Source organism: Streptomyces sp. NRRL B-1347 (genome assembly GCF_000720325.1).
Taxonomy (GTDB): domain Bacteria; phylum Actinomycetota; class Actinomycetes; order Streptomycetales; family Streptomycetaceae; genus Streptomyces.
Window position 1 is genome coordinate 49,720 of sequence record NZ_JOJM01000018.1, and the last position, 25,243, is coordinate 74,962.

6 protein-coding genes and 1 pseudogene are annotated in these 25,243 nt (G+C 75.5%); 4 read left to right on the plus strand and 3 right to left on the minus strand.

Translation table 11 applies throughout. The features are described 5' to 3' along the window. Positions 1–5: 5 nt before the first annotated feature. The 3 genes from IG74_RS0117500 to IG74_RS0117510 all read left to right on the plus strand — a co-directional run bounded on the left by IG74_RS0117500 (position 6) and on the right by IG74_RS0117510 (position 20,827). On the plus strand, positions 6–20,030 hold the full coding sequence (locus tag IG74_RS0117500) for a non-ribosomal peptide synthase/polyketide synthase (protein WP_030677332.1): 20,025 nt from the start codon (positions 6–8) through the stop codon (positions 20,028–20,030). Positions 20,031–20,108: 78 nt separating this feature from the next. Further along, positions 20,109–20,315 carry an MbtH family protein gene (locus tag IG74_RS0117505; protein ID WP_030677335.1) on the plus strand — a complete coding sequence of 69 codons (207 nt, stop codon included), beginning with the start codon at positions 20,109–20,111 and terminating at the stop codon, positions 20,313–20,315. Beyond that, on the plus strand, positions 20,312–20,827 hold the full coding sequence (locus tag IG74_RS0117510; protein ID WP_030677337.1) for a GNAT family N-acetyltransferase: 516 nt from the start codon (positions 20,312–20,314) through the stop codon (positions 20,825–20,827). The genes IG74_RS0117505 and IG74_RS0117510 overlap by 4 nt, the downstream gene beginning before the upstream one ends. A gap of 96 nt (positions 20,828–20,923) precedes the next feature. On the opposite strand, the gene IG74_RS0117515 is transcribed toward IG74_RS0117510, so the two are convergent. The 3 genes and pseudogenes from IG74_RS0117515 to IG74_RS47980 all read right to left on the minus strand — a co-directional run. Then, entirely contained in the window at positions 20,924–22,198 is a 1,275-nt protein-coding gene (locus IG74_RS0117515) for a globin domain-containing protein (RefSeq protein ID WP_030677340.1), read from the minus strand. A 171-nt stretch (positions 22,199–22,369) separates the two neighbouring features. Further along, positions 22,370–22,759, minus strand: a complete 390-nt coding sequence (locus IG74_RS51020) for a hypothetical protein (protein WP_051854974.1) — start codon at positions 22,757–22,759, stop codon at positions 22,370–22,372. A 77-nt stretch (positions 22,760–22,836) separates the two neighbouring features. Then, positions 22,837–23,253: pseudogene (locus tag IG74_RS47980) on the minus strand (cbb3-type cytochrome c oxidase subunit I); the annotation flags it as partial. A 290-nt stretch (positions 23,254–23,543) separates the two neighbouring features. Between IG74_RS47980 and IG74_RS0117525 the strand changes: the two are divergent. Beyond that, complete coding sequence (locus tag IG74_RS0117525; protein WP_420709905.1) at positions 23,544–25,229, plus strand: GAF domain-containing protein; 1,686 nt, start codon at positions 23,544–23,546, stop codon at positions 25,227–25,229. Positions 25,230–25,243: the final 14 nt, after the last annotated feature.

Here is a 25,243-nt window from a genome sequence, read left to right on the forward strand (position 1 = left end):
AGACCATGACGTCTTCGAAGCGAGACCGCGCCGCGGCCCTGCCCAAGGACCTCCAGGAGGCGCTGCGCCGCCGCCTCGCCGGACGCGCCGGCGCACCGGGAACGACCGCGGCGGCCAAGGACGGGACGCCGGGCACGCCCGGACGGCCGGGCATCCCGCCCGCGGACCGGTCGGAGCCGCTGCCGCTGTCCTTCGCCCAGCAGCGGCTGTGGTTCCTGGACCGGCTGCGGCCCGGCGAATCGCGCTACAACAGCGCCGTCGCGCTCCGGCTCACCGGCACCCTGGACCGCCGAGCCCTCTCCCGGGCCCTCGACACCGTCGTGGAGCGCCACGAGGCACTGCGCACCACGTTCCAGGAGACCGACGGGCGGCCCGCCCAGACCGTGCACCCGGCAGGCCCTGTGCCCCTTCCCGTACGGGATCTGTCCGCGGGCAATGCCGCCCTGGAGGAGGCGCTCCTCGCGGAGTACGAGCGCCCCTTCGACCTGAGCGACGGCCCGCTGCTGCGCGCCCTGCTGCTGCGCGAGCCGGGCGGCGCCGAGACGGCGCACGTCCTGCTCCTGACCGCCCATCACATCGTCACCGACGGCTGGTCGATGGGGGTGGTCCTGGAGGAGCTGTGCGCCGCGTACGACGCGCTGGCCCGCGGCACCACACCCGACCTGGCCCCGGTGGCGGCGCAGTACCCGGACTTCGCGGTGTGGCAGCGCGAGCGCCTCTCCGGGCCGCGCCTGGAGCGCCACCTCGCCTACTGGGCGGGGCAGCTGGCCGGCGCCGTGCCGCCGGACCTGCCGCTGGACCGGCCGCGCCGCGGCGAGGAGGCGGGCGCCGGAGCCGTCCACACCTTCACCGTGTCCGCCGACACCACGGCCCGGCTGCGGGCGCTCGCGACGGAGCGGCACACCACCCTGTTCACGTCCCTGGTCGCGGGCTGCCAGGCACTCCTCGCCCGCTGGTCCGGGCAGGACGACATCACCATCGGCTCGCTGACCCCCGGCCGCTCCCACACCGACCTGGAACGGTCCGTCGGCTTCTACGTCAACACCGTGGTGCTGCGCACCCCCGTGGCGGAGGCCGGGTCCTTCCGCGACCTCCTGGGAGCCGCGGCCGACACCGTCAACGACGCCTTCGCGCACGGCGACACGCCCTTCGAGCGCCTGGTGGAAACCGTGGGCGCGGCCCGCGAGGCGGGCCGCAACCCGCTGTTCGACGTGATGGTCCTGCTGCACCCCGCCCCGCCCGAGGCACCCGGCATGAACGGGGTGAGCGCGGCCCCGGTGACCGTGCCCCGGCAAGCGGCCACCTTCGACCTGAGCGTGGAGTTCGTGCCCGAAGGGGACCGGCTCGTCGGCCTCCTGGAGTACCGCACCGACCTGTTCGACACCGCCACGGCCGAGCGGATGGCCGACCAGCTGGTGCGGCTCCTCGACACCGCCGCCACCGAGCCGGACCGCTCCCTGGGCACCGTCCCCCTGCTCTCCCCGCAGGAGACGCGCCGCATCACCCAGGACTGGAACGCGACCGCGGCCCCGGCGTCCCCCGCCGCCACCTATCCGGAGCTCTTCGCCGAGCAGGTCGCCCGCGCCCCGCACGCCACCGCCCTGGTCGCCGGGGACGAACGGCTCGACTACGCGACGCTCGACGCCCGCGCCGACCGCCTCGCCCACCACCTCGTCGCCCACGGCGCCGGGCCCGAACAGCTGGTCGCGCTGCGGCTGCCGCGCACCGCCGACACGATCGTGGCGATGCTCGCCGTGTGGAAGTCCGGCGCGGGCTATCTGCCGCTCGACCCCGCGCTGCCCGAGGAACGCGTGCGATACCTGCTCGACGACGCGCAACCGGCCCTCGTCCTCGACGAGGCCGCGCTCGCGGCCGTGCCCGCCACGGCCCCCGCCGCCGGGCCCCCGGCCGTGCGGCCCGACCCGGACTCCACCGCGTACGTCATCTACACCTCCGGCTCCACCGGCCGCCCCAAGGGCGTCGCCGTCTCCCACCGCTCCCTGACGAACCTCCTCGCGGGCCACCGCGAGGGCTTCGTCGCCGCGGCGGGCGGCGGTCCGCTGCGCGTCGCGCTGACCGCGTCGTTCTCGTTCGACACCTCCCTGGAGGGCGTGCTCCTGATGGCCGACGGCCATCCCCTGCACCTGGTCGACGAGACGACCCGCCTGGACGCCGCAGCGCTCGTCGAGTACGTCGTCGAACACCGCGTCGACTTCCTCGACCTGACGCCCTCGTACCTGCGGCAGCTGCTGCCCGCGGGGCTGCTGAGCGACCCCCGCCACCACCCCCGGATCCTGATGCTCGGCGGTGAGGCCATCGGCCCCGCCCTGTGGCGCGAACTCGCCGGACACCGGGACGTGACCGCGTACAACTTCTACGGCCCCACCGAGTGCACCGTCGACGCGCTGGCCTGCCGGATCGAGGGTGACGTGCGGCCGCTGGTGGGCCGCCCGCTGCCGGGCGTGCGCGCGTACGTCCTGGACCGGCGGCTCCAGGCGGTGCCGCCGGGCGTCGGCGGCGAGCTGTACCTGGCGGGCGAGCAGGTGGCCCGCGGCTACGCGGGCCGCCCGGGGCTCACCGCTGCCCGCTTCCTCGCCGACCCCTTCGGCCAGCCCGGCAGCCGCATGTACCGCACCGGGGACCTGGCCCGCTGGACCGCCGACGGGCAACTCGACTACCTCGGCCGGGCCGACGACCAGGTGAAGGTGCGCGGCCACCGCATCGAGCCGGGGGAGATCGAGGCCGTGCTCCTCGACCTGCCGGAGGTCTCCGGGGCCGCGGTCGTCGCGGTGCCCGACGCACACGGCCATCTGCGCCTCGCCGCCTACGTCGCGCCCGCCCCGGGCGCCGACCGGCCCGCCGCGTCCGCGCTGCGGGCCGCCTGCCGCCGGGTCCTGCCCGACCACATGGTGCCGTCCTCGTTCACCGTGCTCGACGCGCTGCCGCTGACCGCCCACGGCAAGCTGGACCGCAGGGCCCTGCCCGCCCCCGACCTCGACACGGGCCCGCGCGAACGGGAGTTCGTCGCCCCGCGCACCCCCGACGAGGAGACCCTCGCCGCCATCTGGGCGGAGGTCCTCGGCGCGAGCCGGGTGGGCGTCACCGACAACTTCTTCGAGCTCGGCGGCGACTCCATCCTCAGCATCCAGGCCGTCTCGCGCGCCCGCGCGGCCGGGCTGCGGCTGAGCTCGCAGGACGTGTTCCGGCACCAGACGGTCGCCGACCTGGCCGCCGCCGCGTCCCAGCGGAACGCCGAGGCACCCGTGCCCCGACCGTCGCACACGGCCGGGCCCGCCCCGCTGACCCCCGTCCAGGAGTGGTTCTTCGCCACCCACGGACCGACGTCGCGCTTCAGCATGTCGCTGCTGCTCGACCTGCCGTACGACCTCGACGAACAGGCCCTGGAACAGGCCGTGGAGGCCCTCGCCGCCCACCACCCGGCGCTGCGCACGCGCTTCGCGAACAGCGAGGGCGGCTGGCGGCAGCACCCCGGTGAGGGGCCCGCCTCCGGCCTGCTGACCCGCCACGACCTGCCCGCCGCGGACACCGCCGCCGACGCTGCCGACGCCGCGTCCGCCAGGGAAGCGGCCGCCGACGCCGCCCGCGCCGCCCTGGACCCGGCCACCGGAGCCCTGCTGCGCGCGGCCCTGCTGCGCCCCGCGGCGGGGGAGCAGCCAGAAACAGGGGCACGTTCAGATACGGGGGAGCGGCCGCAACTCTTCCTGACCGCCCACCACCTGGCCGTGGACAGCGTCTCCTGGCGCATCCTCCTCAGCGACCTGGAACAGGCCTACCGCCAGGCCGCCGCGGGTGAGCCGGTCCGTCTGGAGCACGCCGCCACCCCCTTCGCCGACTGGTCCTGCCACCTGTCCGACCTGGTGCGGTCCGGCGGCCTCGACGACGACCTGCCCGCCTGGACGGCGGAGGCCGCCGAGCCCCGCACCGCGCTGCCCGTCGACCGGACCGCGGCCCCGCTCGCCGGATCGGTGCGCACCGTCCGCACCCGGGTGGACCGGACCACCACGGACGCGCTGCTGCGCCGCGTGCCCGGCGTCTACCGCACCCAGGTCAACGACGTGCTGCTCAGCGCCCTCGGCCGGGTGCTCGCCGACTGGGCGGGCACCGCGCGCGTCACCGTCGCCCTGGAGGGCCACGGCCGTGAGGACGACACCCTCGACCTGTCCGGCACGGTGGGCTGGTTCACCACCCAGTACCCCGTCACCCTCACCCCCGTAGGACCGCCCGGCGCACCCGACTGGGGTGCCACGCTCAAGGCCGTCAAGGAGCGGCTGCGGGCCGTGCCCCGGCGCGGCCTGAGCTACGAGGCCCTGGCCCGCCTCGGCTCGCCCGACCCGGCCGCCCGCGCCCTGCGGGACCTGCCCCTGCCCCAGGTGTCCTTCAACTACCACGGCCAGTGGGACACCGCGGGCACCGGGAACTTCGCCCCGGCCGCCGACGTGCCCGGCCGGGACCTCGCCGCGGACGAGCCCGTCGACCACCTGCTCGACGTCACGGCCGTGGTGGCGGACGGCGAACTGGAGATCACCTGGCACTACAGCCAGGACACGCACGACGCGGCCACCGTCGAAGGCCTGGCCGCGGACATGGCCGCCGCCCTGACCGCGATCACCGAGCACTGCGCCCGCCCGGACGCGGGCGGCCGCACCCCCTCCGACTACCCGCTGGCAGGCCTGGACCAGGCCGGCGTGGACCGCCTCGTCGGCGACGGCAGGAACGTGGCGGACCTGCTGCCGCTGACGCCGCTCCAGGAGGGCATGCTCTTCCACCGCCTCGTCGGCGGCGCCGACGACGTGTACGTGGACCAGGCGGCGCTGCTCCTCGACGGCGTGGCCGACCCGCACGCCTTCGCCCTGGCCTGGCAGCAGGTGGCCGACGGGACACCCACCCTGCGGACGTCGGTGGTGTGGGAGGACGTCCCCGCCCCGCTCCAGGTCGTGCACCGCGAGGTCTGCGTACCGGTCACCCACGTGGACTGGCGGGAGGTGCCCGAGGACGAGCGCGCCGCCCGCTTCGACCGGCTGCGCGCGGACGACCTCGCGCACGGCATCGACCTCGCGACGGCCCCCCTCATGCGGCTCACCCTGGTCCGGCTGCCCGACGCGCGCCTGCATCTGCTGTGGACCTCCCACCATCTGATCCTGGACGGCTGGAGCCTCGCCCAGGTGCTCACCGAGGTCGGCGAGCGTTACGCGGCACTCACCACGGGCAGCACCGCACCGCTGCCCGTGCGCCGCCCCTTCGGCGACTACGTACGGTGGCTGGCGGAGCAGGACGGCACGGCCGCCCGCGCCCACTGGCAGCAGGTCCTGACGGGCTTCGCCACGCCGACACCGCTGCCCGTCGACCGCCCCCTGCGCGAGGCCCACCAGGCCCGCTCCGCGGGCGTGCACACCACCGGCCTGTCCGACGAGGTGTCCGCGCGCCTCGCACGCACCGCGCGGGCGGCCGGGCTCACCGCCAACACCCTGGTCCAGGGCGCCTGGGCGCTGCTGCTCGCCCGCCACGGCGCCGAGCGCGACGTGGTGTTCGGCACCACCGTGTCCGGACGCCCCGACGAACTGCCCGGCGTGGAGTCCATGGTGGGCATGTTCATCAACACCCTGCCCACCCGCGTCCACGTCGACAGCGGCCGCACGGCGGGCGCATGGCTGCGCGAACTCCAGGAGGCACAGGCCGAGTCACGGCGCTTCTCCGCGGTCTCCCTGGCCGAGCTGACCGCGCTGAGCGACGTGCCGTCCGGCACCCCGCTGTTCCACAGCATGGTGGCCTTCGAGAACTACCCCTTCGACGAGGCCCGCGCGGCCACCACCGGCGTCCGCCTCGTCGACGTCACCTCCCGCGACGCCACCAACTACCCGCTGGTGCTCCGCGCCTACCAGGGCGAACGCCTCGGCTTCGACCTGGCCTACGACCCGGACCTGTTCGACGCCGCGACCGCGCGGGCGCTCGCCGACCGGCTGTGCCTGCTCCTGGCGCAGTTCGCCGACCACCTCGACCGGCCGCTGCGCGATCTCGCCGCCACGACCGCCGAGGAACGCCGGCGGATCCTGACCGACTGGAACGGCTCCGCGCACGGACGCCCCGCGCACACCCTGGTGGACCTCTTCGAGGCCCAGGCCGCGCTCACCCCCCACGCCACCGCCGTCACCTGCGGCGACGACCGTCTCGACTACGCCGCACTGGACGCGGCGGCCGGACGCCTCGCCCACCGCCTCGCCGAGGCCGGAGCCGGACCCGAGCGGTTCGTGGCGCTCGCCCTGCCCCGCTCCACCGACCTGGTCGTGGCGGTCATCGCCGCCCTCAAGTCCGGCGCCGCCTATCTGCCGATCGACCCCAAGCTGCCCGCCGAACGCGTCGCCCACCTGCTGCGCGACACCGCCCCGGTGGCCCTGGTGACCACCACGGACACCGACGTACGCACCGACAGCACCGACAGCACCGACAGCACCGACATCGACGTGCTGCTCCTGGACGACGCCACGGTCCGGGCGGACCTGGACCGGCGCCCGGCCACCGGCCCGGCCCCGGCCCGGCGCCCGCTCCCGGAGAGCCCCGCCTACGCCATCTACACCTCCGGCTCCACCGGCCGCCCCAAGGGCGTGGTCGTACCGCACGCCAACGTCGTGCGGCTGTTCACCCGCACCCGGGACCGGTTCGCTTTCGACGAGCACGACGTGTGGACGCTGTTCCACTCCTACGCCTTCGACTTCTCCGTGTGGGAGCTGTGGGGCCCGCTGCTGCACGGCGGCAGGCTCGTCGTCGTCCCCGACGACACGGCCCGCTCCCCGGAGGACTTCCTGCGCCTGCTCGCGGACGAAGGCGTCACCATCCTCAACCAGACGCCGTCCGCCTTCTACCCGCTGGTCCGCGCCGACGCCGAACACCCCGAGCTGAGCGCCCGCCTGGCGTTGCGTCAGATCATCTTCGGCGGTGAGGCCCTCGACGTCGACCGGCTCGCCGACTGGTACGCCCGCCACCCGGACGACGCGCCGCGCCTGGTCAACATGTACGGCATCACCGAGACGACCGTGCACGTCACCTACGCCCCGCTCGACCGGGCCACGGCCCGCACGGGCGCCGCGAGCCCCATCGGCACCGGCATCCCCGACCTGCGCGTCCACGTGCTCGACGACGACCTGGCCCTGGCACCGCCCGGCGCCATCGGCGAGATGTACGTGGCGGGCGAGGGCCTGGCCCGCGGCTACCTCGGCCTGCCCGCCCTGACCGCGACCCGCTTCCTGCCCGACCCGTTCGGGCCGCCCGGCAGCCGCATGTACCGCACCGGCGACCGGGCCCGGTGGCGGCCCGACGGCACCCTGGAGTACCTCGGCCGCGCCGACGCCCAGGTCAAGATCCGCGGCTACCGCATCGAACCCGGCGAGATCGAGGCCGCCCTCCACACCCACCCCGGCGTCGGCGCCACCACCGTCGGCGTGTACGAGGACACCGCCGGGACCCGGCGCCTGGTCGCGCACGTCGTCGGCGCGGGCGAGGACGGCGCCCCGGCGGCCGCCGAGCTCCGCGCGCACCTCGAACGCCTGCTGCCCGCCCACATGGTGCCCGCCGCCTACGTCCCGCTGGCCGCGCTGCCCCTGACCGTCAACGGCAAGCTCGACCGGCGCGCCCTGCCCGCGCCCGGCGCCGACGGCTTCGCCACCGGGGGCGACCGCACCCCGCCGCGCACCGAGGCCGAACGGCTCGTCGCCGCCGCCTGGACGGACGTCCTTGACACCGACGAGGTGGGCGCCGACGACGACTTCTTCGCCCTCGGCGGCGACTCCATCCTCGCCGTCCGCGTCACCTCGCGGCTGCGCGCGGCCTTCGGCACCGACGTGTCGCCCCGGCTCCTGTTCACCCACCCCACCGTGTGCGCCCTGGCCGCCGCCCTCGGCGCACCGGCGGGAACCGCGGCCCCCGCGGTGATCCCGGCCGTCGGCCCGGGCACCGCGCCGCCGCTGTCGTACGCCCAGCAGCGCCTGTGGTTCCTCGACCGCTTCGAGCCCGGCAGCACCGAGTACACGACGGTGTCCGCCCTGCGCCTGCGCGGCGCGCTCGACGAGGCCGCCCTGCGCACCGCGCTCGACGGCCTGGTCGCCCGGCACGAGGCCCTGCGCACCACGTTCGCCGAACAGGACGGCGAGGCACGGCAGATCGTGGGCCCGCCGCACGGCGTGGACCTGCGCACGGACGACCTCACCGGCGCCGCCGCCGACGCCCTCGACACCCTTCTGGAACGCGAGGCCGCCACCCCCTTCGACCTGAGCACCGGACCCCTGCTGCGAGCCCGCCTCGTCCGGCTCGCCGACGCCGAGCACGTGCTGGTCCTGGCCCTGCACCACATCGTCACCGACGGCTGGTCCTTCGGCGTCATCGGCCGCGACCTCGGCGAGCTGTACGCGGCCGCCCGCGAGGGCCGCCGCCCCGAGCTGCCCGAACTGCCCGTGCGCTACGCCGACCACGCCGCCTGGCAGCGCGGCCGCACCGACGAGGCCGCACGCCAGCTCGCTCACTGGATGCACGTCCTTGAGGGCCTGGCCCCGCTGGAGCCGCCGACGGACCGGCCGCGCCCCGCCGTGCGCACCCGGGACGGCGCCCTGGTGACGTTCCCGCTCCCGGCCGCGCTCGTCGAGCGGCTGCGCGCACGGGGACGCGAGGCCGACGCCACCCTCTACATGACGCTCCTGACGGCCTGCCAGGTCCTGCTCTCCCGGTGGACGGGCCAGGAGGACATCGCCGTCGGCACCGTGACCGCGGGCCGCGAGCGCGCCGAACTCCACGACGTGGTCGGCATGTTCGTCAACACCCTCGTGCTGCGCGGCGAGGTCACCCCCGACCAGTCCTTCCGCCGGCTGCTCGAACGGGCGCGCGCCACCACCCTCGACGCCTTCGCCCACCAGGACGTGCCCTTCGAGCGGGTGGTGGACGCGGTCAGGCCCGAGCGCGACACCAGCCGCACCCCCCTGTTCCAGGTCATGGTGGCCCTGCACAACCTGGGCACCGAGGCGCCCGGCCTGGCAGGGCTCGACGTCGAGGCCATCACCCCGCCGGTGCGCAACGCCACCTTCGACCTCGCCTTCGACTTCGTCGAGCACGACGGCGGCGTCACCGGCCACCTGGAGTACAGCACCGGCCTGTTCGACCCCGGCACCGCCGAACGCCTCGCCGCCCAGCTGCGGCTGCTCCTGGAAGCCGTCGCCGCCGACCCGGACCAGGAGGTCGGCGCGCTGCCGCTGCTGACCGCCGCCGAACGGGACCAGGTCCTGGGGGAGTGGCAGGGCGGCCCGGCCCCCGCGCCCGGGGCCACCTTCCCGGACCTGTTCGAGGCGCGGGCCGCGCGCACACCGGACGCCACCGCCCTGGTCGCCCGCGACGCCACGCTCGACTTCGCCGCCCTCAACGACCGCGCCAACCGGCTCGCCCACCACCTCATCGCCCAGGGCGTCGGCCCCGAGCGCACCGTGGCCACGCGCCTGCCGCGCACCTCGGACCAGGTCGTGGCCCTGCTCGCCGTCCTCAAGGCGGGCGGCACCCTGCTGTGCCTCGACCCGGAGCTGCCCGAGGAACGCGTCGCGTACCTCACCGCAGACGCCGCGCCCCGCACCCTCCTGACCGCCGAGGCACTGCGCGCGGTGCCCTGGGACCTGCTGCCCGCCCACGACCCCACGGACGCCGACCGCATCGCGCCGCTGCGCCCGGACAACACCGCCTACGTCATCTACACCTCAGGCTCCACCGGGCGGCCCAAGGGCGTCGCCGTGGAGCACCGGCAGCTGGTCAACCTCTGCCACGACCACCAGGAGGGGCTCGTCGCCCCGCACACCGCCGACGGGCGCCGGCTGCGGGCCGCGCTGAGCGCGTCGTTCTCCTTCGACACCTCCTGGGAGGGGCCGCTGCTGCTCGCGCTCGGCCAGGAGGTCCACCTCGTCGACGAGGACGTGCGCCTGGACCCGGAGGCCTTCTGCGCCCAGGTCGCCGAGCGCCGTCTGGACCTGGTCAACGTCACCCCGTCGTTCCTGCGCGAACTCACCGGCGCCGGCCTCCTCGCGCCCGGCCGCCACCACCCGCGCGTGCTCCTGGTCGGCGGCGAGGCGCTCGGCGCCGACACCTGGCGCGAGCTGTGCGCGGCACGGGACACCGGCGTCACCGCGTACAACGTGTACGGGCCCACCGAGTGCACCGTCGACGCCGTCTACGGCCCGTGCGCCGAACGGCCCGAGCGGCCCGTCATCGGCCGCCCCGGCCGCGGCCTGCGCGCCTACGTCCTCGACGGCGCGCTGCGGCCGGTGCCGCCCGGCACCCCGGGCGAGCTGTACCTGGCGGGCGCGCAGGTGGCCCGCGGCTATCTGAACCGGCCGGGCCTGACCGCGGACCGCTTCCTCGCCGACCCCTACGGCGCGCCGGGCACCCGCATGTACCGCACCGGCGACCGCGCCCGCTGGGACGACCGCGGACTCCTGGAGTTCCTCGGCCGCGCCGACGAGCAGGTCAAGATCCGCGGCTTCCGCATCGAACCCGGCGAGATCGAGACCGCCCTGACGAGCCGCCCGGACGTCGCCGAGGCCGTGGTGGCGCCCCACGAGCACGCGGGCCGCACCCTGCTCGTGGCGTACGTGGTGCCCGCGGGGGACCGCACCCCGACCGGTGACGAGCTGCGGGCCGGGCTGCGCAGAACGCTGCCGGACCACATGGTGCCGCAGGCGTTCGTCCCGCTGACGCGCATCCCGCGCACCAGCAGCGGCAAGACCGACCGCCGCGCCCTGCCCGCCCCGCCCGCGCAGCCCGACCCCCAGACGCCCTACGTCGCGCCCCGGCCCGGCGCCGAGGCGCGTCTGGCCGCGATCTGGGCGGAGGTCCTCGGCGTGACCCGGGTGGGTGCGCGCGACAACTTCTTCACGCTCGGCGGCGACTCGATCCTCAGCATCCAGATCGTGTCCCGGGCCCGCCGCGCGGGCCTCGCCGTGACCACCAAGGACGTGTTCCGCGCGCCGACCGTCGCCGAACTCGCCCTGTGCGCCACCGACGCCGATCCGGCCGGTGCCGCCGCGGGCGCAGCCCCGCCCGCCGAGGCACCGCTCACCCCGATCCAGCGCTGGTACCTCGACGCCCGCCGCCCCGGCGACGCGCTGCGCTTCACCATGACCCAGCGCCTCGAACTGGCCCCGGGCACCGACCTGTCCGCCCTGGAGCAGGCCGTCGACGCGGTGGTCGGCCACCACGCGGCCCTGCGCACCCGCTTCCGCCACACCGCCGACGGCTGGCGCCAGGAGCTCCTGGCCGAGACGCCGGGGCCCGTGTTCACCGCCCACGACGTGACCGGTCTCGACGAGGCGGCCCTGGAGGCGGAGGTGCAGCGCGCGGCGGACGCGGCCCAGGCCTCCCTCGACCCCACCGAGGGCCGGACGGTACGGGTCCTCGTCTTCGACCGCGGCCCCGACCGGCCCGCGCAACTCGTCTTCACCGTCCACCACTTGGCGGTGGACGGGGTCTCCTGGCGCATCCTGCTCGGGGACCTGGAGAGCGCCCACCGCGCCGCGGCGGCCGGGCGGCCCGTCGACCTGGCCCCGGTCGGCACCTCCTACGGCCACTGGGCCGCCCGGCTCGACGCGCACACCCGCTCCGGCGCCCTGGAGACCGACCTCGCCCACTGGATGCGGACCACCGAGACACCGGCGGACCTGCCCGCAGGACGTCCGGGGCCCAACACCCACGGTGCCGCCGCCACCCTCACGGTCACCCTGGAGCCCGAGGAGACCGACGCCCTGCTGCGGCAGGTCCCCGACGTCTACCGCACCCAGGTCAACGACGTGCTCCTGAGCGCCGTAGGCCGCACCCTGGCCCGCTGGTGCGAGCGCGACGGCGTCCTCGTCGGCGTGGAGGGCCACGGCCGCGAGGACCTGTTCGAGCACGTGGACCTGTCGCGGACCGTCGGCTGGTTCACCGCCGAGTTCCCCCTCGCCCTGACCGTCGCCCCGGACGCCGACTGGCGCGACACCCTGCGCTCGGTCAAGGAACAACTGCGCGCGGTGCCCCTGCACGGCCTGAGCCACGGCGCCCTGCGCCACCTCCTGCCCGCAAGCCCGCTGGCCGAAGGACCGGCGCCGCGGATCGGGTTCAACTACCACGGGCAGTGGGGCACCGGCGGGCCCCAGGACGACGGGCTCTACGGCGCCGCCCTGCCGCCCGCGGGCCGCGACACCGACCCCGACGAGACCCGCCCCTACCTCATCGACATCACCGGCGTGGTCCACGACGGGCGCCTCGAACTCGCCTGGACCTACCCGCCCGCCGTCTACGACGAGGCCACCGTGCGCCGCCTCGCCGAGGAGACGCGCGCGGCGCTGCGCGACATCGTCGCCCACTGCGCCCGCCCCGACGCGGGCGGCCGCACGCCCTCCGACTTCCCGCTCGCCCGGCTCACCCAGGAACACCTGGACCGGCTCGTCGGCGACGCACGGCACGTCGAGGACGTCCTGCCGCTGACACCCCTCCAGGCCGGCATGCTCTTCCACGGCCTCGTCGACACCGCGGGCGCCTACTTCGACCGCACCGCGGTGCGCCTCTCGGGGGTCACGGACCCGCGGGCCCTCGCCACCGCCTGGCAGCAGATCGCCGACCGCACCCCGGCGCTGCGCACCAGCGTCCACTGGCAGGGCCTGCCCCAGCCCGTGCAAGTGGTCCACCACCGGGCGGAGCTGCCCGTCACCCACCTCGACTGGCGCGAACTGACACCCGACGGACGCGCGGAAGCCGTCGAACGGCTGCTCGCCGAGGACCGCGCCGCGGGCATGGAACTGGCCACCGCACCGCTCACCCGCGTCACCCTCGCCGCCCTGCCCGGCGACGAGGTCCTGCTCCTGTGGTCGTCCCACCACCTCGTCCTGGACGGCTGGAGCAGCGGCCAGCTGCTCATCGAGGTGTGCGAGCGCTACGCCGCGCTCACCGGCGGCCCCGACGCCGCCGCACCCGTCCGACGGCCGTTCGCGGACTTCCTCCAGTGGCTCGCCGACCAGGACGAGGCCGCGGCCGAAGCACACTGGGCCGAGGAACTCGCCGGCTGCGCCGCGCGCACCCCGCTGCCCTACGACCGCGTTCCCGCCGAGGCCCATCGCGCCCGCGCCGACGCGGCCGTCGTACGCGAACTCGATCCGGACGTCTCACGCGCGCTGCGGGAGACGGCGGCCCGCGCCGGACTGACCGTCAACACCGTGGTGCAGGCCGCCTGGGGGCTGCTCCTGGCCCGCTACGGCGGCCGCGACGACGTGGTCTTCGGCACGACGGTCTCCGGCCGCCCCGCCGAACTGCCCGGCGTGGACTCCATGGTCGGCATGTTCATCAACACCGTGCCGACGCGGGTACGCGTCCCCGCCGGAGGCGTGCTGCCCTGGCTGCGCGACCTCCAGGAGCGGCAGAGCGACGCCCGCCGCTTCGACTTCCTCGCCCTGCCCCGCATCCAGGCCCTGACCGACGTCCCGCCGGGCGAGGCGCTGTTCGACAGCATGGTGGTGTTCGAGAACTACCCCGTCGACGAGTCGGCCGCGGCCAGGACCGGCGTGCGCGTCGAGGAGGTGCGCGCCGACGACGCCACCACCTTCCCGCTGTGCCTGCGCGCCCATCTCGCCGAGGGGCTCGGCTTCGACCTGGCCTACGACGCCGCCCTCTTCGACCGGGCCACCGTCGCCCGCGCGGCGGACCGCCTCGCCGCGCTGCTCACCCGCCTCGCCGACGGCCTCGAAGGCGACGTCGACGACCTGGACCTGCTCACCGCCGAGGACCAGGACCTCCTGCGGCGGTGGAACACCACCGCCACCGACCGGACACCGCCGCGCACCCCGGTGGCCCTGTTCGCCGAACAGGCCCGCCGCACCCCCGACGCGGTCGCGCTCCAGGACGGCGACCAGCAGGTGACGTACCGTCAACTCGCGGACTGGTCCGACCGCGTGGCGGCCCGGCTGCTCGCGGACGGCCTGCGGACCGAGGACCGCGTGGCCCTGCTCATGGACCGCTCCGCCGCCCTCGTGGTCGCGCAGCTCGCGGTCCTCAAGGCGGGCGGCGCCTATGTGCCGATCGACGCCCGCGCCCCCGAGGAGCGCCGCCGCGCCCTGCGCGACCAGGCCGGCGCCACCACCGGGCTCACCGGCGAGGCCGTCGCCGCCGCGCGCACCGACCCCGCAGGGACGCCGGTCGCCGCGCCGGCCGACCCCGACCAGCTGGCCTACGTGATGTTCACCTCCGGCTCCACGGGCCTGCCCAAGGCCGTGGCCGTGCGCCACCGCGACGTGGCAGCCCTCGCCACCGACAGCCGCTTCGCCGACGGCGTGTGCGCCCGCGTCCTGCTGCACTCCCCGGTCGCCTTCGACGCCGTCACCTTCGAGGTGTGGGCGCCCCTGCTGACCGGCGGCCGCGTGGTCGTCGCCCCCGACGGGGCGGTGGACGCGGCCCTGCTGCGGCGGCTCGCCCGCGACGGCGGTCTGAGCGCGGTGTGGCTCACCGCGGGTCTCTTCCGGCTCCTGGCCCAGGACGCCCCCGACTGCTTCGCCGGACTGCGCCAGGTGTGGACCGGCGGCGACGTGGTCCCGGCACCGGCCGTGCGCCGCGTCCTCGCCGCCTGCCCCGGCCTGACCGTCGTGGACGGCTACGGCCCCACCGAGACCACGACCTTCGCGACCTCCTTCGCCCTCGCCGACGCGGCCGCCGTGCCCGACACCGTGCCGATCGGCCACCCGCTGGACGCCATGCGCACACACGTCCTCGACGCCCGCCTGCGGCCCGTGCCGCCGGGCTGTGCGGGCGAGCTGTTCCTCGCGGGCGAGGGCGTGGCACGCGGCTACCTCGGCCGCGGCGGCGAGACCGCGGGCCGGTTCCTCGCCGACCCCTACGGGCCGCCCGGAGCCCGCATGTACCGCACCGGCGACCTGGCCCGCCGCCACCCGGACGGCACGGTCGCCTTCCTCGGCCGCGCCGACGACCAGGTGAAGATCCGCGGCTTCCGCGTCGAACCCGGCGAGACCGAGGCCGCCCTCGCCGCCCACCCCGGCGTCGCGGACGTCGCGGTGGTGGCCCGCGAGGACCGGCCCGGCGCCCGGCGCCTGGTGGCCTACCTCGTCGGCCCGGCGGGCGGTGACCTGGAGGAGCTGCGGTCGTTCGCCGCCCGCTCGCTGCCCGACTACCTCGTCCCCTCCGCGTACGTCCCGCTGGCCGCCCTGCCGCTCAGCGCCAACGGCAAGGTCGACCGGGCGGCGCTCCCGGCGCCGGAGCAGGACGCCGGTGCGGGCCGCGCCGCGCGCGTCGAGCCCCGCACCGACGCCGAACGCCGCGTCGCCGACGTCTTCGCCGACGTCCTCGGCACGGACCGGCCCGGTGTGGAGGACGACTTCTTCACCCTGGGCGGCGACTCGATCCTCAGCATCCGCCTCGCGTCCCGCCTGGCCGACGAGTTCGGCACGGACGTCTCGCCGCGCGCGGTGTTCACCCACCCCACCCCGGCAGCCCTCGCCGGACTCGTCACCACCGACCGGGGCCCCGGCACGGCACGGCCCGCCATCGTCCCCGTCGCCCGCACCACCGCCCCCATGTCGTACGCGCAGCAACGCCTGTGGTTCCTGGCGGAGTTCGCGCCCGGCGGGACCGCCGAGTACGTCACCGGCCTCGCCCTGCGGCTGCGCGGCCGGCTCGACACCGCAGCCCTGACCGAGGCCCTGAACGGCCTGGTGGCCCGGCACGCGTCGCTGCGCACCACCTTCGACACCGTCGACGGCCACGGCGTACAGCTCGTGCACCCGCCGCGCCCGGTGCCGCTGCCCACGCACGACCTGTCGGCAACGTCCGAGAAGCACCGCGCGGCCCAGCTGGCACACCTCCTGACGGACGAGCGCACCCGCCCCTTCGACCTGCGCCACGGCCCGCTGCTTCGCACCGCCCTGGTGCGCCTCGCCGCCGACGACCACGTCCTGGCGCTGACCCTGCACCACATCGTCACCGACGGCTGGTCCACCGCCGTGCTCACCGGCGACCTGGCCCACCTCTACCGGCAGGCACTCGGCACCGGCACCGGGGAGCTGCCGCCGCTGCCGGTCCAGTACGCCGACTACGCGCACTGGCAGCGCACCGCCGAAGGCGCGGACGCCGACGCCCAGCTCGGCTACTGGAAGGAGCACCTGGCCGACGCCGAGCCCGTCGACCTGCCCACCGACCGGCCGCGCCCCGCGGTGCGCACCCACCACGGCGCGACCGCCCGCCTGACCCTGGCGCCCCGGACCGCCCGGCGCCTCGCACAGGTCGGCCGGGAGCGCGGGGCCACCTTGTTCACCACGCTCGTCGCCGCCGCGCAGACGTTCCTCGCGCGCCTGTCGGGCGGGCGGGACATCGCCGTCGGCACCGTCACCTCGGGCCGCGACCGGCCGGAGGTCCAGCACCTGGTCGGCTTCTTCGTCAACACCCTCGTCCTGCGCTCGCGGGTCGAGCCCGAGCGCGGCTTCCCCGAGTTCCTCGACGACGTGCGGCAGACCGTGCTCGACGCCTTCGCGCACCAGGACGTGCCGTTCGAGCGCGTGGTGGACGAGGTACAGCCGGTGCGCGACACCAGCCGCACCCCGCTCTTCCAGGTCATGGTGGTCCTCCAGAACACGCCGACCGGCGACCTCGACCTGCCGGGACTCGACGTCTCCGACGTCGATGCGGAGCTCCAGCACGCCGCGTTCGACCTCACCCTGGAGTTCGCCGAGACGGACTCCGGAGCGCTGCACGGCCTGCTCACCTACAACACCGACCTGTTCGACGCGGCGACGGCCGAGCGGATGGCCGACCAGCTCGGCACGCTCCTGACCGCCGTCGCCGACGACCCGCACCGCCCCCTCGGCGCCCTGCCGCTGTCGTCCGACGCGGAGTTGAAGACCCTCCTGGAGCAGGGCCGCGGCACGGTCCGGCCGGTCGCGGCGGTCACCCTGCCGCGCCTGTTCGAGCGGCAGGCGGCCCGCACGCCCGACGCGGTGGCGCTCGACGACGGCTCCCGGCAGCTGACGTACGCCGAGGTCGACCGCGCCGCCAACCGCCTCGCCCACCACCTCATCGGCCGCGGCGTCGGCCCCGAGCGGGTGGTGGCCCTCGCCCTGTCCCGGACCGCCGAAGCGGTGGTGGCGCAGCTCGCGGTCGCCAAGGCGGGCGGCGCCTTCCTGTCCGTCGACCCCGCCTACCCCGAGCAGCGGCGGGAGTTCATGGTCCGCGACGCGGGCGCCTGGCTGACCCTGGCCGACCCGGCGGAGGTCTGGGCCGCCGAGGGCCCCGAGACGGCGCCCACCGACACCGACCGCACCGCGTGGCTCACCTGCGACCATCCCGCGTACGTCATCTACACCTCCGGGTCCACCGGGACGCCGAAGGGCGTCGTGGTCACGCACCGGGGCCTCGCGGGCTTCGCCGCGGCCGCCGCCGAGCAGTACGCGGCGGGCCCCGGCGACAAGGTCCTCCAGTTCGCCTCGCCCAGCTTCGACGCCTCCGTCCTGGAGCTGTGCGTCTCCCTGCTCAGCGGCGCCGCCCTGGTGACCGGCGAGGAGGGGCCCTTGGTCGGCGAGCGCCTGGCCCAGGCCCTCGCCGAGCGGCACGTCAGCCACACCCTCATCCCGCCCGCCGCGCTCGCCACGGTGGCCCCCGAGACGGCGGGGCGGCTGCCGCACCTGCGCACGCTGATCGTCGGCGCCGAGGCCTGCCCGCCCGACCTCGTGGAGCAGTGGGCCCCCGGCCGCCGGATGATCAACTCCTACGGGCCCACCGAGGCGACCGTGGTCGCCTCCTGGACCGGCCCCCTGACCCCGGGAGCGGGTGCCCCGCCCATCGGCCGCCCGGCGGGCGCCACCCGCCTGTACGTCCTCGACGCCGCCCTCAGGCCCGTCCCGCCCGGCGTGACCGGAGAGCTGTACGTCGCGGGTCCTGGGCTCGCCCGCGGCTACGTGAATCAGCCGGGCCTGACCGCCCAGCGGTTCAGCGCCGACCCGTTCGGCCCGCCGGGGGAGCGCATGTACCGCACCGGCGACCTGGTCCGCTGGGACGCCACCGGGGCACTGCGCTTCGCGGGACGCGCCGACGACCAGATCAAGCTGCGCGGCTACCGCATCGAACCGGGCGAGATCGAGAGCGCCCTGCGCCGCAGCCCCCGGGTGCGCGACGCGGTCGTCGTCGTCCGCGCCGACGGCGGCTCCGACCGGCTCGTGGCGTACGTCGTCCCCACCGGGGACGACACCGAACAGCTCCCCGCGGCGGAACTGCGCGAGCAGCTCGCCGGGCTCCTGCCGCTGCACATGGTGCCGTCGGTGTTCGTCCCGCTGGAGCGGCTGCCGCTCACCCCCAACGGCAAGGCCGACCGGCGCGCCCTGCCCGCGCCCGGGCCCGCGCACACCGCCACCGGGCCGCACGTCGCGCCGCGCACCGACACCGAACGCCGCGTCGCCCGCATCTGGGGCGACGTCCTCGGCGTCGACGACGTCGGCGCGCACGACAACTTCTTCCTCCTCGGCGGCGATTCGATCCTGAGCATGCAGGTCGTGTCGCGGCTGCGGCGCGACGGACTGCACCTGGCCACCCGCGACCTGTTCACCCACCAGACGGTGGCCGAGCTCGCCGCTGTCGTCAGGACCGCGCCGCAGCGCTCCGGCGAGGGCCCGGTGAGCGGCGACGTACCGCTCACCCCCATCCAGGAGTGGTTCCTGACCACCCCGCGCGCCGCCCACCACCACTTCAACCAGTCGGCGCTCCTGGAACTCGACGGCGCCCCCGACCCGGTGGCCCTGCGCGCCGCCCTGGACGCGCTGCTCGAACACCACGACGCGCTGCGCATGCGCTTCACCCGTGACGCCGACGGCTGGCAGCAGTTCAACCCGCCGCCTGCCGACACCGCGGCCGACGGCCTGCTCGTCCACTACGACCTGTGCGGACTCGACGAGGCGGAAGCCGACGACAGCGTGCGGAAGGCCGCCGACGACCTGCACACCGGCTTCGACCTGGGCCACGGCCCGCTGCTGCGGGCGGCGCTGTTCACCGGGGACGCGGACCGCCCCGTGTTCCTCCTCCTCGTCGGCCACCACTTGGTCGTGGACGCCGTGTCCTGGCGGATCATCGCCGACGACCTCGAAGCCGCCTACCGGCAGGCGGTCGCGGGCGAACCGATCACCCTGGGGGAGCGCACCACCTCCTTCCGGGACTGGTCCCGACGGCTCGCCGCGCACGTCGCCGAGGGCGGCCTCGACCACGAACTGCCGTACTGGGAAGAGACGGTGACCGCCGAGCCGCTCCCGGCCGCCGAGGCCCCCGGAGCCGACGAGGGCGAGGCCCGGCAGGTGACCGTGGAGCTGACCGAGGAGGACACGACCGCGCTCCTGCGGGCCGCGCCGACCGCCTACCGCACCCGCGTCAACGACGTCCTGCTGGCCGCCCTCGCCCTCGCCCTCGCCCGCTGGACCGGCGGCGACCGGGTCCGCCTCGACCTCGAAGGGCACGGCCGCGAGGACCTGCTCGACGGCGTCGACCTGTCCCGCACGGTCGGCTGGTTCACCACCGTCCATCCCGTCGCCCTCCAGGTGACCCGGCCGGACGAGCTCAGCGCCGACCGCGACTGGCGCGCCCTGGTCAAGTCCGTGCGCCGCCAGCTGCGCGTGGTGCCCGGCAACGGCCTCGGCTACGGCGCCCTGCGCACCTTCGGACCGCCCGAGGTGCGCGAGCGGCTCGGCGCGGCGGCGCACGGCCAGGTGGTCTTCAACTACCTCGGCCAGTGGGACGCCCGCCCGGCGGAGCCCGGCAGCGGCCTCGTCCGCGCCGAGCACGGCTCCCTCGGCCAGGACCACGACCCCCGGGACAGCGGATCCCATCCCCTGGAGGTGGTCGGCGCCGTGCAGGACGGCCGCCTCGCCTTCACCTGGCACCACCGCACCGCACTGCACGACACGGAGACCGTGCGCCGCGTCGCCGAGGAGTTCACCACGGCCCTGCACCACATAGCCAGGCACGCCCGCGGCAGCCTGTGACCCCATGCTCCGCCCCGGGGCACCCGCACCGCCGGCGCCCCGGGGCGGCGACACCGCACCCACGAGAGGAGACCCACCATGGACGAGAACACCCGCTACCAGGTGCTGCGCAACGACGAGGACCAGTACTCGCTGTGGCCGATAGACGTCGACGTCCCGGCGGGCTGGCACCGCACGGACAAGGAGGGCACCCAGGCCGAGTGCTCCGCCTACGTCGACGAGGTATGGACCGACATGCGCCCCCGCAGCCTGCGCGAACGAATGGAACAAGGAGCACACCGATGACGCCACCGCCGCTGCGCACCGAGCGCTTGGAGTTCACGCCCTACCGCCTTGAGGACGAGGACCACTTCGTCGCCCTGCTGCGCAACGAAGTGGTCTGCCGCTGGATGGGCCAGGACCAGGTCCCCGAGCCCGACCTGCGCAAGCTGTACAAGGCCATTTTCACTGATGTGTATCCCCAGCGTCTCTTCGACGTCTGGGGCGTATGGCACGAGGGCACGTACATCGGTCACGCGGAGTGCAAGAAGACCGGCAATGTCGACGGACACGAACTGATCGCCGCGTTCCTTCCGGAGTACTGGGGCAAGGGATTCGGCACCGAGGTGGTGCACGGCCTGATGCGCCACGCCGCCGAGAACCTCGGGCTCAAGGAGGTGTACGGCATGGTCGGCGCGGAGAACGCGGCCAGCCTCGCGCTGTGCCGCCGTCTGAACGCCCGGCACGTCCGCGACGTCGTGGGCGAGGACGGCACGGTCACCAAGATGATCCTGATCCCCCTCACCGAGACGCCGTGAGCCGTCGCGTCCGTCCCGGCCACCGGGCTCGCCCCGTACGCACGGCGGTCACCGCCAGGGCCGGCGAGGGGCGCAGGGCCGGGACGGACGCGGAGGTCAGGCCCCGGGCGCGGCGGACGAGGGGGCGATGAGGTCGTGGCGTACGCGGTCGGCGGGCAGGCCCAGGGCGCGAAGCCGCCGCACCGTGGCGGCCAGGGCGGGCGGTCCGCTCACGAAGAAGAGCCCGCGCGCGAGGTCCGCGTGCCGGGCCACGGCCTCGGCCAGCGCGTCGCCTTCGGCGGCCTCGCCGGTCACGGCGACGGTACGCAGCCACGGGTGGCGGCGCTCCAGATCGGCCACGGCCGCCAGGTCGTACAGGTCGTCACGGGTGCGCGCGCCGAGGAACACCCGCGCGGTCAGGCCCGGCCGACGGCGCCGGGCGAGGGCCAGGTCCTGAAGCAGCGCCTTGGCACCGGCCCAGCCGGTGCCGCTCGCCGCGATCGCGACGTCGTGCTGGAGGTCGTCGTCGCCGAGCGTCATCGTGCCCTGGGCGGGGCCGATGAGGAGCGGGTCCCCGACGCGGGTGCGGTGCACCAGGGCGTCGCTCACCCCGCCCGGGCCGGTGCGGCGGACGTGGAACTCCAGGTCGCCGTCCGGCCGGGGCGCGCACGCCACGCTGAACGGCCGCCAGGCGCGCGTCAGCAGGGGCGACTGGAGGAGGGCGTACTGTCCGGCGTGGTACGGGAACGGCTCGGCGGGGGAGACCCGGAGCACGGCCAGGTCCGGCCGCGGCCGCTGATGCTCCGTCACCGTCGCGTGCCAGAAGGGGCGTTCCGCGAGCGCCGCCTCCGCGCCCCGCACCATGGCTGCCACGGCCCGCCGGAGCATGCGCTGCCACGCCTCTTCCGCGTCCTGGCGCCACCAGCGGCCGGCCCGGCGGCGCAACGCCTCCACCAGGGCCGTCTCGAACACCTCGTAGTGCACCGGGCGCACCCCCAGCTTGCGGTGGTCGCGGCCGAGCCGGGAGCAGAAGGCGGTCACCTCGTCCGGGTGGTCCAGATGGTCGATCAGATACTGGAAGGCCCGCTCCAGATGGGCCTGCTGGAAGTCCATCGAGTCGGGGAAGAGGCCCCGCAGATACGGGTGCTGGTCGAACAGGGCCGCGTACAAGTCCGCGATGAGCCGGTCGAAAGGGGTGACGAGGGGCAGCGTCTCGGTGATCAGTCTGCGGTCGTCGGCCCCGTCGTGGAGGCGGTCGGCACCGGGTGCGGCGCCGCCGGGCCCCGCCGCGGTGGCGGCGGGGCCCAGCAGGCTCTGGCGCAGCCGCATCGCCTCCTGGCGCGCGAGCAGTACGCGGTACTCCTCGAACTGGTCGGTCGGTTCGGTCTTCACAGCGGTCTCTCCTGCCCTGGCTCCGTGGAGTGCGCTGCCGGGAGCGCTCCGCGAGTCTCGCACCGGGCCCCGCTGCCCGAACGGCCCTACTCCTAGGGGCATTCGGCCCTAGGAAGATCACGCTGCGCAGGGACCTTCGGCCCTGTCGCGGCAGCGGGGCCTCGTGCTCGCCTACCGCGGGGTCCGGTCGCGGCGGTGGACCGTGCGGCCGTGGGCGAACGCGACGGTGAGGAAGAGACCGAGGACGGCCGCGGGGCCGACCGCCGCGGCCAGCCACTCCGATGCGTCATCGGGCCCGGCGGCCACCTTGACGGCCGCGACGGCCACCGCGGTGACGAGGCCGCAGCCGACCAGGACCGCCACGACGTTCCGGGAGTCGCGGGCGCCGACCGGGTGCGGGCCGCCGCGCAGTCGCGCCCAGTGGTACGCGGCCTCCCGTTCCTCGCGCCGCCGCCGCACGGCGGCACGGGTCCGCAGGACGGCCGTGACGACGGCGCCCGCGCCCGCCACGGCACAGGGCGTCCACCAGGCCGGGGTCACGAGCAGCAGCACGGTGGTCACGGCGACCGTGCCCCAGCCGCTCAGACAGGCCGCCGCGGCCGTGCGGCGGGAGACGGGACGGTCGGCCCCCGCGCGCAGGCGGCCGCGATCGTCGAGCCGAACAGGAACAGCCAGTAGGACAGCATGTTCAGCCGCGGGAAGGCCACGTCCGGGGCACCGATCTGCAACGGCATGATCCAGTTCGCGAAGCCGGTGAACAGCGGCATGGCGAACATCAGGAGCATGATCGAACCGTGCATCGTGAAGGCCTGGTTGAACTGCTCGGCCGACATGATCTGCAGACCGGGCCTGGCCAGCTCGGCCCGCATGAACAGCGCCATCACCCCGCCGACGATGAAGAACACGAACGCGGTGACCAGGTACAACGTTCCGATCCTCTTGTGGTCGGTGGTGGTCAGCCACTCCGCCCACGACGGCCGGTCCGCCTCGAAGGCCACGGGGAGCCCGCCTCGGGGCCGTGCGGCCGTCACCTGCTGTATCTGCGCCTCGTCCACCGGACGGGTCCTTCCTCGTCGCTCAGGTCGTCGGCGGTCCGGGAAGCGCCGCGAACACGAGGGGACGGACACGGCGCTTCCCGGCCGCCGCCACATGATCGCCGGTGGGCCACCGGGTCGGGATAGGGCCGAACAGTCCCCGCGCGGGCCCGCAGATAGGGTCCAACGGCCCCTCTGCATACGCCGCTGACCAGGGCGAACGCGACGGTGGCAGGAAGCGCGGCCGGTGTGCCCGGGCAGGCGCGGCGGCCGTACGCTACGGAGGACCGACCGATACAGGAGTTCCCCCCATGCCCGACTCGCCACCTCTGGCGGCTGCCCCTTCGCGGCTCCGGCTCGACGTGCCGGACCGCATCCACAACCTGCTCGACGCCGTCATGAACCTGGGGCACGGACTCGAACTCCCGCAGGTCCTGCGGGACATCGTGGAAGCCGCGGTCACGCTCACGGATGCCGAGTACGGGGCCCTCGGTGTGATCGGTGACGGCCGCCGCCTCTCGCAGTTCCTGCCGGTGGGCATGGCCGACGAACTGGCCGCCCGGATCGGCCAGGTGCCCTGCGGACGCGGCATCCTGGGCGAACTCATCCGCAATCCGACCCCGTTGCGCCTCACCGACCTCGGCCGCCACCCGGCCAGCTTCGGCTTCCCCGAGCACCATCCGCCGATGCGGACCTTCCTCGGCGTGCCCATCCGGGTGCGGGACGAGGTGTTCGGCAACCTCTACCTGACCGAGAAGCGCGGCGGCGCGGGATTCGACGCCGACGACGAGGCCGTCCTGACGACACTGGCCAACGCCGCCGGGGTGGCGATCGACAACGCCCGCCTCTACCACGAGAGCCGTCGGCGCGAGCGCTGGCTGGAAGCGCTCAGCGAGATCACCCGCAGCCTGTTCGCGGGGACCGCGTCGCGCGAGGTCCTGCGACTGATCGCGCGCCGGGCGAGCGAGGTGGCCGACGCCGATCTGGCCGCCGTGCTGCTCCCGGCCCCGGCGGGCGGCGACCTGCTCACCGTGGAGGTGGCGCACGGCCCGGGCGCCGAGCACATGGAGGGCGTGACCCTGCCCGCGGGGGAGTCGCTGGCCGGGCTCGCCGCCCGCAACGGCGAGGCCGTGGCCACCGCGGACGCCGAGAGGGACCCCCGCGCCTACCCGCTCGGCGCGGCCGCCTACGGCCCGACCATCGTGGTCCCGCTGCCCCAGGGCACAGCGGCCTGTGGCGCCCTGCGCCTGAGCAGGCGATCCGGCCGCCCGGCCTTCGACGACACCGAGGTGCCGCTCGTCTCCCGCTTCGCCGACCAGGCCGCGATCGCCCTCGAACTCGCCCGGCACCGCACCGAGTCGGAGGAGCTCGCCGTCCTCAAGGAGCGCGACCGCATCGCCCGCGACCTGCACGACCTGGCGATCCAGCGGATCTTCGCCACCGGTATGACGCTGCAGAGCGCGACCCGCATGGTCGAGCACCCGGACGCCGCCGAACGCGTGGCGCGGGCGGTGCGGGACCTGGACATCACCGTCGAGATCATCCGGTCGACCATCTTCGAACTGCGGTCCGCGGGCGACGACCGCGGCGGCCCGGGGCTGCGCCGCCGGCTGCCGGACACCGCCCGGCTCGCCGCCCAGTCCCTGGGCTTCAGCCCGTCCCTGCGGATCGAAGGGCCGGTGGACTCCGTCGTGCCCGCCGACGTGGCCGAACACGTACTGGCCGTGGCCGCGGAGGCCCTCAGCAACGTCGCCCGGCACGCCCGGGCCCACCACGCGGACGTAGTGCTCGCCGTTCCCGCCGCAGGAGACAGTGTCGTCCTCACCGTCACGGACGACGGGGTGGGCATCCCCGCGCAGACCGACCCGCCACGGCGCAGCGGCGGTCTGGCCAATCTGCGCTCACGGGCCGAGCAGTACGCCGGGACCCTCGCCGTCGAGTCCCCGGCCACGGGCGGCACCCGCATCGTGTGGCGGGTGCCGCTGCCCTCCGACTGAACTCCGCGGCGATC